The organism is Corynebacterium sp. HMSC073D01 (assembly GCF_001815555.1).
Lineage (GTDB): Bacteria > Actinomycetota > Actinomycetes > Mycobacteriales > Mycobacteriaceae > Corynebacterium > Corynebacterium glucuronolyticum.
In genome coordinates, this window is the sequence record NZ_KV821031.1 from 188,586 (window position 1) to 204,734 (window position 16,149).

9 protein-coding genes are annotated in these 16,149 nt (G+C 56.7%); 2 read left to right on the top strand and 7 right to left on the bottom strand.

Annotated features, from left to right (window positions below; genetic code table 11):
* The first annotated feature begins 400 nt into the window (after positions 1-400).
* Positions 401-1,099, top strand: a complete 699-nt coding sequence (locus tag HMPREF3044_RS04995; protein ID WP_231286157.1) for a general stress protein — start codon at positions 401-403, stop codon at positions 1,097-1,099.
* A 156-nt stretch (positions 1,100-1,255) separates the two neighbouring features.
* Here the strand turns inward: HMPREF3044_RS04995 and corA are convergent, their stop codons facing one another.
* A complete protein-coding gene (corA, locus tag HMPREF3044_RS05000; RefSeq protein WP_070739659.1) occupies positions 1,256-2,290 on the bottom strand; it encodes a magnesium/cobalt transporter CorA in 1,035 nt (344 codons plus the stop codon).
* A gap of 138 nt (positions 2,291-2,428) precedes the next feature.
* On the opposite strand from corA, the gene HMPREF3044_RS05005 reads away from it, so the two are divergent.
* Positions 2,429-3,136 (top strand): hypothetical protein, encoded by a 708-nt coding sequence (locus tag HMPREF3044_RS05005; protein ID WP_070739662.1) that lies wholly within the window; start codon positions 2,429-2,431, stop codon positions 3,134-3,136.
* 210 nt (positions 3,137-3,346) lie between these two features.
* Here the strand turns inward: HMPREF3044_RS05005 and pth are convergent, their stop codons facing one another.
* The 6 genes from pth to HMPREF3044_RS05035 all read right to left on the bottom strand — a co-directional run bounded on the left by pth (position 3,347) and on the right by HMPREF3044_RS05035 (position 15,970).
* On the bottom strand, positions 3,347-3,910 hold the full coding sequence (gene pth / locus HMPREF3044_RS05010; protein WP_070739665.1) for an aminoacyl-tRNA hydrolase: 564 nt from the start codon (positions 3,908-3,910) through the stop codon (positions 3,347-3,349).
* A 21-nt stretch (positions 3,911-3,931) separates the two neighbouring features.
* Positions 3,932-4,936 (bottom strand): prolyl aminopeptidase, encoded by a 1,005-nt coding sequence (pip, locus tag HMPREF3044_RS05015; RefSeq protein WP_005395935.1) that lies wholly within the window; start codon positions 4,934-4,936, stop codon positions 3,932-3,934.
* A 110-nt stretch (positions 4,937-5,046) separates the two neighbouring features.
* On the bottom strand, positions 5,047-8,832 hold the full coding sequence (locus HMPREF3044_RS05020) for a multifunctional oxoglutarate decarboxylase/oxoglutarate dehydrogenase thiamine pyrophosphate-binding subunit/dihydrolipoyllysine-residue succinyltransferase subunit (protein ID WP_070739668.1): 3,786 nt from the start codon (positions 8,830-8,832) through the stop codon (positions 5,047-5,049).
* Positions 8,833-9,486: 654 nt separating this feature from the next.
* Positions 9,487-13,278, bottom strand: a complete 3,792-nt coding sequence (locus HMPREF3044_RS05025) for an ABC transporter ATP-binding protein (RefSeq protein ID WP_070739753.1) — start codon at positions 13,276-13,278, stop codon at positions 9,487-9,489.
* A gap of 525 nt (positions 13,279-13,803) precedes the next feature.
* A complete protein-coding gene (locus HMPREF3044_RS05030) occupies positions 13,804-14,652 on the bottom strand; it encodes a hypothetical protein (RefSeq protein WP_070739671.1) in 849 nt (282 codons plus the stop codon).
* 478 nt (positions 14,653-15,130) lie between these two features.
* Positions 15,131-15,970 (bottom strand): shikimate 5-dehydrogenase, encoded by an 840-nt coding sequence (locus HMPREF3044_RS05035; RefSeq protein ID WP_070739674.1) that lies wholly within the window; start codon positions 15,968-15,970, stop codon positions 15,131-15,133.
* Positions 15,971-16,149 lie beyond the last annotated feature (179 nt).

Consider the following 16,149-nt stretch of genomic DNA (forward strand, 5'->3'; position numbering starts at 1 on the left):
TATCTTTGCTCATGACAACGAAAGCGGACAAGGTAGCTGTCCGGGAGCTGGCCGGGAGCCGGTATGACGGCCGGCGCCGCAGTTGGATCCAGCTGGTACGTTTGGCACCTGCTAGCACCGGCTGTCAGTGGTCGGTGGGAAGCAGCGTGTGCCCACGGTATGCCTCAAGTACACGCATGGGGAGTGAGAAAATCATGCTCCTCCCATTCCGACGGCAAGCACGCGGAGTCGCACTGCGGTGACTCGTGGAGGAGGGGACCAGTGGAAAATTCCGTGTTTAATACATCGAGCGATAACGCACGGAGTTCGCTCGGTGTCCAGATTGAGCGGAACAAAAAGTTCGATACATGTGTTTCGCTAAGTAAAGCTATTTCTACGTAAAGCTGAAAGGAATTTTCTGATGCCCGGATCTCAACGAACCATCGCCCCAATGCCACCGACGGGGTGGCCAGTTGGCAGTTTCAAGACCTATGCTGAAGCCCAAGCAGCGGTAGACATGCTGTCGGACAAGGATTTCCCAGTACAAGCACTCACCATCGTCGGTGTCGACCTGATGCAGGTGGAAAATGTTCATGGAAAGCTCACGTGGGGCAAGGTGCTCGGCACCGGTGCGGCTTCTGGCGCATGGATGGGTTTGTTTTTCGGTCTCCTGATGGGAATGTTCTCGGCGACGTTCCTGGCACCACTGGTATCAGGTCTCGTGATCGGTGCGATCTTCGGTGCAGTCTTTGCTGCCATTGCCTATGGAGCGTCGAATGGCAAGCGTGACTTCACATCGACGACATCCATCGTCGCTACCCGTTACGATGTGCTGTGCAGTGAAAAGGATGCTCCCCAGGCTCGCGACCTCATCGCTTCGGCGTACGGAAAGGTCCGTCCACGGACAACAGCAGGGAAGCTGCCAGAAGAGAATCAACCTCAGGTAGCGCACGACAATGAAACTGCGCACCAACAGAGCACGGATTCTGATGCTTCTCGAGACGACATCGAAGGAACAGTCCTGGATCCTGTGGCCAAGGAGCACGCGACGGCTACGGATGCGCTGAAGAATGGTGCACCTGGTAACGAAACCGGCGACGGATCGGTAGCTTCCGACTGACCCCAGTAACGCTGACATCCGTGCGCGGATGCGCACAGCGAAAGCCGTGTCCTTTTCCACAGGTAGGGACACGGCTTTCGTGATTCGTGTGCAGCGGCAGATTGATTTTCGGACTTATGCTTTTCGGGGCTTAGTTTCCGCCAGCCAGCTGCTCTTCTACAACCACTTATTCTTTCGCAGATAAATGTAGACGATGATGATCGTCAAGAGCATGACGATGAGAACTGCAGGATATCCGTACGTGAAGTGCAGCTCGGGCATGACATCGAAGTTCATTCCATAGATGCCGGCGATTGCGGTGGGGATAGCCAAGAGGCCAAACACAGCCGAAATCTTACGCATATCGGAGTTTTGCTGGATCTGGACCTTCGCCACGGCGGCGTTAATGAGAGAACTGAGGCGCTCGTCGTACGACGAGGTGAGATCCATCGCAACCAGTTCGTGGTCCATCACATCACGGTAATAGGAACGCAGCTCCTCTGGGAGAAGGTCTTTCTGCCGATAGATAAGGGACTTCAACGCAGGAGCCAGGGGGTCGATGGCATGACGCATCTCAAGAATCTCTCGTTTGAGAGTGTAAATATCCTCGATGTCAAAATCGTTGTTGGGGGTAAACACCGTCTCTTCAAGTTCGTCAACCTCGGTCGATAGCTCATGCGAGATGGAGAGGTACGAATCGACGAGGATATCGGAGACAAGCCAGGATATGTATGCCGGCCCCAATGCATTCAGCTCAGGATCTTCCTCCACTCGCCGGCGGAGGTCTTTAACCACGTTGGCCGCTGCGTGACGGATGGTGATGATGAAATCGGCTCCGATGATCATTTGAATCTCGCCGGTGGAAATGACTTCTCGGGTATCGACTACCTCGTCGATGTCTTGGTATTCGATGCTACGGATGACCATGAACAGCTGATCCTCGTAGCGCTCAACTTTCGGGCGTTGACGAGCGAAAACAGCATCCTCGACGATGAGTTCGTGTACACCGAACGTCTCAGACAACGACACCATCTGCTGTTGATCCGGGGCATTAAGGGATACCCATACGTAGCCCTCCCCGGATGAACGAACTTCTTCCAAGGCATCTTTGTGGTTAAACCGGCCACGAACAGGATGCCCATTTTTGTACACCGTACACCGTTCGATGGCTCGCTCCACGGGGACATGGATCTTGCTTCCTGGTTCGGTCATGAGGCCTCCCCTTCTAGTCCTAGGTTACTTCGTCCGGATTTTAAGGTACCCGCTCTATTCTTCCAGCGAAACTTAAGTGTATGTCTTTCTGCGCTGTAGGATGGAAAACACGTGACGTGACGAGCGCATGCAGGTGGAATGAAAGGAGTTCAATCCGTGTCTCAGACTTTCTGGAAGCGGCGAATTGCACCTGTCGCCACCGCATTGACAGTGGCGGCTCTTACTGCTTCGTGTGCGCAGGAACCACATTCGCATCGCGATCCGACAGCCGAGGATCCGGTGACCGTGATTGTCGATCAAACCCGCCCCCAGCAGATCATGCTTGGTGGTCTGTACGAGGGCGCGATGAACAATGCGAAGATTCCCGCGCTGTACCAAGTGGAGAGGATGAACAATAATTCCGACCGAGTGCGTCTTCTGTCCGAGCATCGGGCAGACCTGATCTTCGGGTGTACGGGTGAATTACTCACTTCTTTGAACCCAAAGGAAGCGGAACGTCTTTCTCAGGAATACCTTGCAGATAAGGAAGCTGGGAAAGTAGATAAAAATAGCGGCACGTGGCGTGACAAGGTTTACGAAACCATGGTCGCGAACCTACCGGAACACGCGACCGCCGGGAATCCGTCTAGCGCCACAGGTTGCGAAGACGTCAACGACCCGCCTCTTCCACAGAATATTGTTCCCGTTTTCCGATCGTCGGTGTTCGACCGCAATGAGCGTCTGCTTCTCAATCGGGTCTCGGGAACGATCGACACCCAGGACGTGGAAAAACTGACCGAAAAGGCCCATGGAGACCTGAACCTATCGGTTGTGGTGCAAGATTACCTTCGCGCACACGACATGTAGCGGAGCTGTCACTTTAACAATTCACGCACTGTGCGTGGAACCGCGCCTGTACGTTGTCATCCGCAGAGCACGAGAAGCGTCTCGCTCCTAAGCGGACTACCGTTACCTATTTCGATGCATGAGTTCTACGAGCATATCGTGCGCGTAGAGCACGTCGAGCCCGTAGAGCAGTAGATACAGACGAGAGCGGTTCATGTCGCGGGATACCGTTTACGACGCTGCTGTAAGCCAACGAGAGACAGCGTCTTCCACATCAGCGCAAATGAATGGCAGCTCTATTTGTTCTTTTGCGGAGAATTTCTGCAGCACGTAATCGGCGGGGCGCATACGGCCGGGTGGTCGTCCGATTCCTACACGAACCCGCGCAAAATCCGGGGTCTTGAGATGCTGGGCGATGGATTTCAGCCCGTTGTGACCACCAAAGCCACCACCGATCTTTGTTTCCACCGAACCGAAATCGCGTTCAAGCTCATCGTGGATGACGATGACACGCGACGGTGGAATTGAATAGAACCGGCTAATAAGGCCAACGGCTTCGCCTGACAGGTTCATCATCGTCTGGGGCTTTGCTACGAGTACTTTGGCTCCTCCGCGAGATTCCTCAGCGAGGACAGCCCGCATTTTAGACACCACCTTCCAGTTACTGCCACCCACGTATACAGGAGCAAGCGCGTCGGCTACCTCGTCGGCAGCGAGGAAGCCGATGTTGTGGCGGGTTAATTCGTACGTTGCGCCGGGATTGCCCAGGCCGACAACAAGGAAGGTGGCGTTCATAGTTTGTAAGCCTAGACGGCTTTACCGTTCTGCATACGCATCAGTGGCGGCCACCAAGGCAGCGAGATTTTGCTCCTCACGGGATGCATGCCCGGCTGCAGGGGAGAGGTGGAAGTCGGCTTCAGGCCATGCCTGATGAAGTTGCCATGCAGAAATAGCCGGGCAAACTACGTCATATCGTCCCTGGACAATAGTGGCAGGGATGTGGCGTATCTTGTCGATGTTTTCCTTCTTCAGCAGCTCACCGTCTTCCATAAACGCGCCGTTGTAGAAGTAATGGTTTTCGATCCGCGCGAACGTGAGAGCAAACTCAGGTTCCGCGTAGTCTGGTTCCTCTGGTACAAGGAGATGGCTTGTCGCGCCTTCCCATGTGGACCAGGCGACACCGGCTCGCAGTGCCGTCTCATAATCGTCGGACATGAGCAGCTGGTGGTATTCAGCGATGAGATCCACCCCGTCAAGGTGCGTGCGCCCGTGGATATCGTCTTGCGGTGGCTTTTTATCTTCGGGGATAGGTTCGAGATAGCTCTCCCATTTATCGGGGAAGAGGTGGGCGGCACCGCCGTTGTAGTAGAAATCCAGTTCCGTGCGGCGGAGAAGGAAGATACCGCGTAGAACAAGTTCGGTCACGGGTTCCGGGTGCGCTTCTGCGTAGGCGAGGGACAGTGTGGAACCCCAAGAGCCGCCGAAGACGAGCCATCGATCAATGCCGAGATACTCGCGCAGCTTTTCAATATCAGCAATGAGATGTTGGGTGGTATTGACTTTGAGATTGGCTTCGAGATCGACATCACGGGCGCTAATCTTCGGCGTGGAATTTCCGCACCCACGTTGATCGAAACGGATGATTTTGTACTTCTTTGGGTCAAAGAAGCACGTGTCTGCAAGCGGCGCGCCGCCGCCGGGGCCACCGTGGACAAACACGGCCGGCTTTCCATCCGGATTGCCCGATAGGGCGTAATAGATGTGCTGGCCGTCACCGACGTCTAGATGGCCTTCTTCGTAGGGAAGCGATTCTTCGTACATACTTCCACTATAGAACTAAAAGCTCCCTCATCACTTCGGATGAGGGAGCTTTTGTTGTTACGGCAGGCGACCAGGTTTAGTGGTGCGCGCTAAACCGAATGTCCTGCGCGCTAGCTGAGAGCCTCGTCGATGAGTGCCTTCTGCTCGAACTGATGCACCTTCGCCACACCGGTAGCAGTGGAGGACTGGGCGCGCCGGGAAATACGACGCATGCGCGGAAGATCCTCGATGAGCTCGGGGAGATACAGCTGCATGAATGGCCAAGCACCCTGGTTGGCCGGCTCGTCCTGTACGTAGCGCAATTCCTCGTAGTTGGGGAACACCTCGAGAGCTTCGCGAATGCGGTTGAAGGGGAGCGGGTGCAGCATCTCGATACGGATGATCGCGATGTCTTCGATCTTCTTCTTCTGGCGTTCCTTTTCCAGATCCCAGTAGACCTTACCGGAGCAGAGAATAACCTTCTTGATCTTGTCTACCTCGCCGGTGACGTTGCCATCAACATCGACGAAGCGGGGATCGTTGATCACAGAGCGGAACTTCTTCACGTCAGTGAAGTCTTCCGGCTTGGACACCGCCATCTTGTTACGCAGCATCGACTTCGGTGTGAATACGACGAGTGGACGCTTCATCTCACCGAGTGCGTGGCGACGCAACAGGTGGAAGTAGTTTGCTGGCTCGGAAGGCTGGGCGAGCGTCATCGAACCCTCGGCGCACAACTGCAGGTAACGTTCGATGCGGGCGGAGGAGTGATCCGGACCCTGACCCTCGTAACCGTGCGGCAGGAGGAGGATAACCTTGGACAACTGGCCCCACTTAGCCTCGCCGGAGGATACATACTCATCGATGATGGTCTGGGCACCGTTGGCGAAGTCGCCGAACTGGCCTTCCCAGGCGACAACAGCATCGGGGTTGCCCACCGAGTAGCCGTACTCGAAGCCCATACCCGCGTACTCACTCAGGGAAGAGTTGTAAACGAGGAACTTGCCACCCTTTTCGCGACTACGGGCGTACGTATCGATCGGGTTCCACTCTTCGCCGGAGTTAGGGTCAAACAGAACAGCGTGGCGTTGGGTGAACGTACCGCGGCGAGTGTCCTCGCCAGCAATGCGAACGAGCTTGCCTTCCCCTGCGAGAGAACCGAAGGCAATGAGTTCGCCCCAAGCCCAGTCGATGCCACCCTTTTCCACAGATTCGGTGCGCTTCTTAGCGACGTTCTTCACTCGCTGGTGAATTTCGAACCCATCTGGGACGTTGGAGTAAGCATGGCCGATGGCGAGGAGTTCTTCCTTGGTAATAGACGTGTCCAGACCATGAGCCAGCTTCTGAGAATCGGTGATGCCCTCCTGGGCCTTCGCCTTCTCCTTGCCTTCGGCCTTGACTTCGTCGAACACCGTCTCCATCTGGTCGTGGAAGTCCTGCTCGACCTTTTCCACTTCGTCGTCGGTGAGCTCACCACGGCCGATAAGGTCGCGGGTGTAGGTCGTACGAACGGACTCGTGGTTATCGATGAGTTCATACAGGCGAGGCTGTGTCATGGACGGATCATCTGCCTCGTTGTGGCCACGACGGCGGTAGCAGATCATGTCAATGAAGACATCCTTGCCAAAGCGACGACGGTATTCCGTAGCCAGCTGGCCGACCCACACGACGGCCTCGGGATCGTCGCCGTTGAGGTGGAAGACGGGGCAGTCGTAGGCCTTGCCCTGATCAGTGGCATAGTGGCTGGAACGACCTGAATCCGGCGTGGTGGTGAAGCCAATCTGGTTGTTCACCACGATGTGGACGGTACCGCCAACCGTGTAGCCACGCAGCTGGGCGAGGTTGAGCGTCTCCTGAACAACTCCGAGGCCAGCGAAAGCAGCATCGCCGTGGAGTTGGATCGGGATGACTGAGAATCCACCCTCGCCTTCACCCTTGTTCAGTATGTCCTGTTTAGCGCGGACGATGCCTTCGTGGACAGGGTCAACAGCCTCGAGGTGAGACGGGTTGGCTGCCAGCGTGACCTTAATCTCGCCATCGCCAAACATCTGGATGTGCTCGCCCTCGGCGCCGAGGTGGTACTTTACGTCCCCCGAGCCACCCGGAGCTGCCGGATCCATGTTTCCTTCGAACTCACTGAAGATTGTGCGCAGAGGCTTCCCGACGATATTCGCTAGGACGTTGAGGCGACCACGGTGTGGCATGGCGATGACAGCCTCGTCCAAGCCCTGGCCAGCCGCAGTATCGATAACGGCATCCATAAGCGGGATGAGCGCCTCGGCACCCTCCAAGGAGAAGCGCTTTTGACCGATGTACTTCGTCTGCAGGAAGTTCTCGAAGGCTTCTGCAGCGTTGAGCTTCTGCAGGACGTACTTCTGCTCGGCGTGGGACGGACGCTTGAGGCCGGCCTCGATGCGGTCTTGCAGCCACGCGCGTTCGTCGTGGTCGAGAATATGCATGTACTCGGAACCGACCTTGAGGGTGTAAGCAGCGTACAGCTTGTCCAGTACCTCACGCAGCGTCATCCGCTCCTTGCCAGCAAAGCCACCGACGTTGAAGGTACGATCCAAGTCCCAGAGCGTAAGACCGTGGGTTTCGATATCGAGGTCGCGGTGGTCTGGAGCGGAGACACCGGGCTGGATGTAGTGCAGCGGGTTCGTGTCTGCAATGAGGTGACCGCGGGTGCGGTAGGCCTCAATGAGATGGGCGACGCGAGTGTTCTTGTCGATGCCGATGTTTGGAACATCCTGGGCCCAGCGCATCGGGGAGTGAGGGATCTGCATCTCGCGGAAGATCTCGTCCCAGAATGCGTCGTCAACGAGCAGCTTCGACAGGTCGGTGAGGAACTCGCCGGACTCTGCCCCCTGGATCACGCGGTGATCGTAGGTGGAGGTGATAGTAACGAGCTTGCCCACACCGAGCTCAGCGAGCCTGTCAGCGGATGCGCCCTGGAACTCTGCGGGGTAATCCATCGACCCCACACCAATAATGGCTCCCTGACCCTTGGTCAGGCGAGGAACAGAGTGCCGGGTACCGATTCCGCCGGGGTTGGTCAGCGAAATCGTCACTCCCTGGAAATCGTCAAGCCCGAGTTCACCTGTACGCGAGCGAGCAACGATGTCTTCGTACTTGTCGACGAACTCGTGGAAGCTGAGAGACTCGCACTCCTTGATAGCAGCGACAACAAGAGCTCGATCGCCATTCTTTTGCGTGGTGTCTACAGCCAAACCGAGGTTGATGTGCTCAGGAGTGACAAAGTAGCGTTTGCCGTCCTTTTCCTCGTAGCTAACATTCATCGCCGGATGGATCTGTACAGCCTTGACAATGGCCCAGCCAATGATGTGGGTGAACGAGATCTTCCCGCCGCGCGTGCGCTTGAGGTGGTTGTTGATGATGGAGCGATTCTCAAACATGAGCTTCGCTGGCATGTCCTTAACCGAGGTCGCGGTAGGAACTTCCAGGGAGATGTCCATGTTCTTGGCTGTTGCCTTGGCGATACCCTTCATCACCTGTTCGCCAGGCTCGGGCTTCTCGCCGATCTTGCTTAGCGGGGAATGCTCGAGCTTCTTCTTCCACAGCGCCTCTTCTGCATCGCTGAGACGCTTAATCTCAGGGGCAGAGTCGAATGCGTGCTCCGCAACCTGAACGTGTTCTTCCTGTTCCTCCATGCCGAGCCCGTCCTTGGCGTTTTCAGGCGAGGAGGCCTGCTGTTCAGACGAAGCCTTCGCAGCAGCAGGCGTGTCAGCCTTGCGGGTCGTCGAGGGGGTGGAGGGGGAGTCGGTGAGACCAGCGGAGGGATTGCCGCCCTTTTCGAAATAGGCCTTCCACTCGTCATCGACGGACGTGGGGTCCTTCTTGTATTGCTGGTACATGTCATCGACTAGCCATTGATTAGCACCGAAGTCTTGGGTTGTCACGGCAGTAGGAACCTCGCCTCATTTGTCTAGCGGATAAATTTTGATGGTGTACTTCCCGTCCAGTGTAATGGCGCCGGAACGATATCTGTGGCGGATCTGTAGCAGCCAAGACCACAAATGGAGTACGCGCATCCGTGTACCTTTCATTGTGGCAGTTTTGGCCCCTTTTTTAAACTCCCACCCGCCCGCGAACGGGGGTTAACCTGGAGAGAAAACACGAGACTTCGACCGCGGTCAATCTGGTGGTGTGGTAAGGGTTTTACCCCTCCTGTACCCCCAGTGCCTATTATTTCCGCTGTATTGATGTGGTTTTTTGTGCTGTCGTAATTGGCGTGAAAGCGTATGAGGGCTATCTTCAGGAGATAAATGTCAGTCCGATTTTCTCAAATTACAGACACGCAGGAGACAAATCGCTCCTTTCAACCCCGGCCGTAGCGGAGGTCACATTTTGCTAGAAGGCCGATGGCGGGGGGTTAGCACTCTTCGGTCGTTGCAGGCGCAAAGGAGAGGACACGGCACGCGATGGACACGGTCCGCGATAGACCTGTCCATTCGTGGCCGGGCCGCGTCGTTCCTTGTCCGGGGCCGGCAGATGGTGGGGCACTGGTTTCCTCCACCGAGCATGGCAGCGGGTCGTGGTGCAGAGGGCCAGCGCTACACAGTGATGTGGGTTTGCGCCTTCCACATCCGTGCGTACTCGCCACCGTGTCGTAGGAGCTCTTCATGGGTCCCGTCCTCGACGATCACACCGTTATCGACCACAAGGATGCGGTCGGCGTGCTCTGCAGTGGCCAAGCGGTGGGCGACAACGATTGATGTGCGCCCACGAGTAACACGATCCGAGGCCTCAAGGAACGCGGCCTCGGTTGCGGGATCCAGCGTCGCAGTCGCCTCGTCGAGAAGCATGATTTGGGGACGCAACATTTCCGCTCGTGCGAGAGCGATGAGCTGACGCTGACCAGAACTTAGGCCGAGGCCACGCTCGCCAATGTGGTGAGTGAAGCCACCTGGGATCGCAGCGATAGCCGTTAGTGCGCCAACACGGCGCGCCGTGTCTGTGATCTCTTCGCGCGTTGCGTCGGGTTTACCGTAAGCGATATTTTCAGCGATTGTTCCGGAAAACAGGTGCGCCTCCTGAGGAACGAAACCGATGTGCTTGCGCCACACCCGAAGTGGGAAATCCTGGATATCTGTTCCGCCGGCGGTGACCGTCCCAGCTACTGGGTCGTAGAAACGTACGAGGAGTTTAACCAACGTGGATTTGCCGGCGCCGGTTGATCCGACAACAGCAACTGTTGTGCCCGGGGCAATCCGGACTGACAGATCCTCTGCAACGAGGTGAGACGTTTCGGAATAGCCAAAGTCCACATCGTGGAGCTCGATTGTCCCGTGGGAGGCTTGGGAGACTTCCTCCACCGAGAGGGTGCCTGTATCGCGAACCGTTGGTTTTGTCGTCAGAAGCTCATGGATGCGCCCGAAGCTCACCTTGGCTTGCTGATAGCCGTCGAAAAGCATGGACAATTCCTGAATCGGGCCGAAGAGTAGCCCCATGTACATGAGGAAAGCGACAAGCACGCCGGCGGTGAGCCGACCGGACAGGAGCGCCTGGGCACCGAAGAAGAGCACTGCTGCTTGTGTCGCCTCGTAGATGAAGCCAATACCGGGGAAATACGTTGCAACGGCGAATTGTGCTTTGATCCGCGTTTGCCGGTACTGGCGGGAGGCCGCAGTGAAGGAATTCAGAGTGTAGTCCTCCATTCGGTGCACCTGTGCCGTGCGCAGGCCATTGATGGATTCCTGAAATTCCGCGTTTACCTCTGATATCTGACTGCGAGCCACGCCGTACAGACGAGAGGAAACGGCTCTGAAGACCAGCGTGGCGATGACGATGATCGGGATCACTACCACCATGACGAGGGATAGAGATGGATCTGTGGCAACGAGCATGCCGATGATGCCGAACAAGGTCGCGATGGCGACGATACCTTGTGCGAGACCCGTCTGCAGGAAGGAACTCAGCGCGTCGATATCGGTGGTCATACGTGTCATGATCTTGCCCGACAACGTGCGCTCGAAGAAGTCCATAGATAGCCGCTGCAGATGTGCATAGCTGCGGAGACGGAGCGTGTACAGCAGTCGTTCACCGGTACGCGCCGTGAGAATCTGGCGCAGGTAACCCGCGACCCAAGCAATAGCGATGATGACGAGGCCTGCACCGGCGACGGCGTACAGTCTGGTGGCGTTGTTGCCGACGATGCCATCGTCGATCGCAACACGGACAAGGTGAGGGAACACGAGATCGGCTGCAACCGACACGAGGAGGAGAGCAATGACGGCGATGATCAGCCACCGCGCCGATGCGAACAGTGGCACGAGACGGAATCCGTCCTGCTCTCGTCGTGCCGCAGCCGAATCCACCTTGGGATCCTCCTTCGCCGGGGGCAGAGCCGCGACATCATCCAGCAGCTTCTTCGACGGTGGTGCCAACGCGGCCATACCACCGCCGGCACCCATCCGCATGCCACCACCGCGACGCATCGCGTTCATGCCTGATAACGCGCCGGCGGTACGCGAGGAAAAGCCACCATCTGCCGCTTCGCTGGCCGGGCTGGACTCTGGCCACAGGTCCTCCATCGTTGGCATATCGGAGTCATCGCAGTCCACGCACAGTGGATTATCTGCTGGCGCTTCGATTTCGGCAAATCCCTGGTCCATGAGCTCTGCATAGCGCGGGTGACGTGCCATTTCCTCCGGCGTACCGATCGCAGTCACCCGCCCGCCTTCTACAAGCGCAACTCGATCAGCCAGCTGAATAGTCGAGGTACGGTGCGCGACAGCAATAATCGTGACATCTCCCATCTTTTCCAGCGACGAGTAAATGTCTTCCTCGGTGCTGGCATCGATGGCGGAGGTTGCGTCGTCGAGAAGCAGAATCGACGGATGCGAGAGGAGCGCGCGAGCCAGTGCTATACGCTGGCGCTGGCCACCCGATAGTGTCAGACCCCGCTCGCCGACGACTTCGTCGTACCCATCACCTAACTTCATAATGAAATCGTGCGCCTGCGCTGCGCGCGCGGCAGCCTCGATTTCCTCATCGGAGTAATCCCCGCCCATCGCGATGTTTTGTCGGATCGTGGCGGAGTAGAGGAATGGATCATCGAAGACGGTAGTCAGTTTTTCGCGCAGATCACGCGAATGGATCGAGTCGTACGGAAGTGTCGTCAGAGCGTCTGTGCGTCCAGCAGACACATGATCAGAGCCGGCAACTGTCAGTGAAAGCGAACCATTTATTGGCTCGTAAAACTTGGATGCCAGCTGAACAAACATGGTCTTTCCCGCTCCAGGGGGACCAACGAGGGCAACAGTTTCCCCGGGTCGGACATCAAGGCTGAAGCCGTTCAGCACATCGTTATCGGGGTTAGAAAACTCCACGTCAGTTGCGCGGATTCCCAATGGACCCTGTGGTATCTCAGCGGGCTCTTCGGGCTCTGACATTTCTGGCGCGAGATCGATGACCTCGTAGATACGATCGATGGAGGCGAGCCCCATGGACAGGCGTAGGACCATGTTGGCCAAGCTGCGTGTGAGCATGGTTAACGCGGACAAGTAAGTGGTAAATGCCACGAAGGTGCCGATGGTGATCGATCCGGTCATCGCCATGAAACCACCCAGCACGACGTTGAAAATGAGCGCAATCTGGGGCACCTGCTCAAGTGCCGGCATGTAGCGAGCGCTGACAAAAGCGTTGCGCATCCGGTGGGCGTACAGCTCTTTGCCACGCCGCTCAAGCTCATCGGTTTCCCGTTCCTCGCCGGCAAATGCCTTGACAACGCGAACACCTGTCACCGTTTCCTCGACATGTTCCGCGAGATCTGCCGCCTTCTGCTGTGCTGACCACGTTGCGGCGAAAACCGCCGAACGCGAGTGTGCCGTGATCCAGACAAGGATGGGCACGCTCACCAGCGCGACAACGGTAAGCAGCGGGGAAATGAACATCATCACGATTAAGGTGAAAATGAGCTTGGCTACGTTGCCGAAGGCCATCGGGAACATCGCCAGGAGAGCCTGCACCATCGTCAGATCCGAGATCGTTCGAGAAACGACCTGGCCAGTTCGGATCGAATCCTGCTTCCGCCCGTCCAGTTGTTGCAGAGTATCTAGAACAGCCACACGCATCCGATGCTGGGTGTCGTGTGCCAGGAAGCCGGCAGCCAGCCGCCGTCCTCCCTGAAAGAAGAAACGGACCGCCGCGCATGCCAAAAGCAGCACGATGATTGCCGTAATTGGTCGGAGTGAGGGCAAAAGATCCGTCGCTAACGCGGATGTCTTTTGCCCTGTAGCCACATCGACGGCATCGCGGGTGAACAAGGGGATAATGGTTTCAATCGCCACTGTGACTACGGCAGAAGCGAAAGCGAGAAACGCCACCACCGGGCGCTGCCACATGGTGGCGAAGAGCTGTGAAATTCTGCCAGATTGCTGTTGGGTTTCATCTGCCAAGGTATGAACACCTTTCTTGATGGGGCCTTAGCATCTAACGCTACGCGAGCTCAGCAGCATTGCGCTGTTTACCTGGATTCGACCAGGGGAAGAACTGGCGTTTCTGCGTGCCGTGTGCGGTCCGCCCTCGACTGAATCGGGGATACAGAAACAAACGGTTGGAGCAGGAAAGCACAGGAGACTGGTGATGGGGCGGGGGGAATAACAGTGGAAATAAATGGAGGTAGAACGACGGCAAAGGTGAGCGTAGGGAGGCACTCACGGCAAGTATCGCCTGCGCGATCAGTAGTATCCCTAACGGACATCCTCGTGTGCCACATGAACCGTGAAAGAGCGATGGAACACCGGCTGAAGGAGACACCGATACAACGGGAGATGAGCAGCACGTGGGTCTACCGCAGTACGGTGCCCTTGTGTTCAGTGCACGGACTGTACGAGCGCCGGGTTCCACGGCACCGCAAGCGGCAAAAATTACTCACTGGAGTTTTCGACAACGGTTTCTGAAAGAACTTCGCCGTCGATGACGGGGTCTATATCTGCGAAATCGCGGGGCAGCGCTCCGAGGGAGGCATGGGCGCTGTCCACAACGTTGTCGGCGAGCTTCCGGTTGGCAACGGAGCCGAGAACCGCGCCAATCCCCAGGGGCATGAGCTTACCCAGCCACGCCCGGCGGAAGCGCTTATTCATAGACTTCAGTGCTGATTTCATGAGCTTTTCGTTCACTTCGCTCAGCTTGGGGGCTGAGAACCGGGTGAGGAGAGCCGCCGTCGATGCGCCATTTTCCTGGGATAGGTCACCGAGAAGCGTGTCCACGATGGCAGTGCCTGAGGATCCTGCCAAAACCATGAGGATGAGGCTGCGACGCTGCTCCGGATCGCTGATGTCTGCCCCGCGAATCAGTGCGCTGGCCATGGTGTACACGGCGGCGGCATCGAGGAAGGCGAGCGAATCTGCGCCGACAGCGACAGCTCCGTAGACCATACCGATTCCAGGAATACTGGCGGCAGCTCCAGAACCTGCGCCGGTGGCAGTAGCGACCCTCTTAAAGTGTTTGTCGAGCAGATCTTGCAGCTCTTCTGGGGTGGCATCAGGATTTTTCTTCTTCAGCCATGACACATACTGCGTAATGGCACCACCCTGGATTTTCACTGCCTTATCCAGTGCAGTAATCACAATGCGACCGATAGCGCCGGCGCGTTCTTCGAGGACGGCGGCGTCTGTGGGAGCATGCGTAAGATCCTCGGCTGTCCGGGACCCATCTTTCGCCGTGACCTTGTCGTCTTTGGAAAAGAAGTTGCTTACTGCATCCATTGTGCCCATTTTGTGTCCTTACTGTCGCTATCAGCTATTGCTAGTTTATTAGGTTATCGCAGGATTATGTCGTTCTTGTTAGTTGCATGGTTCGAACCCGGTCGGCACGCTATCAGTTCCGACCAATCGTATAGCTTCCCTCCACGGCTGTGCTCATCCAATGTGTCGCACGTCGCCATCGTGTTCTGCACGGCTTTCTGTTTCCGCGTCGAGGAAACAATCCGGTGCGGTCATTTCTACAGCTAGTGTGCCAACTCCGAGTGAACCTCCACACGTACAACACCGCACCACGTGAAATTATTCTCCACTCATGTCTCCGGGGCTGCCTGGCGCATAGATAATGTAGCGTCGTGATCACAACCCGGCGCCTCATACTCCACTCCTACAACCGGGAGATCAATTCCGGTGGACCGGCTTTCCCCGCAGGGATACCTCGTGTCACACTGTTCCAGAGGGAGGTCGAATACGATGGACGCGGTGTGCTGGATTAGCCCACAGTTGAGTTACGGGTGTAGCTTTCTGCCTCCTCGACATCTGCTGCCGAGGGCCGTATTCCGGTGTATTTTTCAAACTGCTCGGCGGCCTGCAACGCGATGATTTCTCCGCCATTAAGAACGGTCTTTCCTGCCTGCGTAGCGTAGGAGACAAGCGGCGTTTCTACCGGATACGCAACGCAATCAAAGATGATGTCAGCAGCCGAAATCTCCTCTGTGGTGAAAGACATGTCGTTCGCATTCTCCCCCTTCATCCCCAGGGGTGTGACGTTGACCAGCATTCGAGCACCTTCAGGCACGGTGGGCGAATATTTCCACCCGTAGCGTGTGGCCAAGCGCGGACCAGTCTCGTGATTACGTGCGACGATGGTACCGGAGAAGCCGGTGTCTGTCAGGGCTGCGACGACCGCGTTCGCCATGCCGCCACTTCCCCGCACAGCGACGGCATCTGTCGGCTCAATACCTCGTTCCACAACTAGCGTGGAAACAGCGATGTAATCCGTGTTGAACCCGGTGAGGTAGCCATTGTCATTGACGATCGTGTTCACAGCTTCGATCCTGGAAGCCGATGCATCGACAGCGTCGAGGAGAGGGATGACTGACTGCTTGTAGGGCATTGACACCCCTGCACCGCGAATATCCAGACCGCGGATGCCTGCCACAGCCTCTTCAATAGTGCGTGGTGCCACTGCCTTGTACAGGAAGTTCAGTCCGTATTTGGCGTACAGATAATTGTGGAACCGCACGCCGTGGTTGGAGGGGCGGGCAGCCAAGGAAATGCACAAGGTGGTTTCGTTGTCGACGATTGCGACCGGGCGTTGAAGTGTACTCATAGTGACTTCCACTGTAGAGAATCACCCACTCGGGGTGCCATGCACCGCAGCAAAAACGCAGCAAAAATATCAGTGAGCAAGAAAAACTATTCGGTTTGGGATCCGTCCCCGCCACAAGGCTCTTCCGGATAGTCTAGAAGTAACAACGTCACATAGCAGGCGGAGGCGCGTGGAAAGGG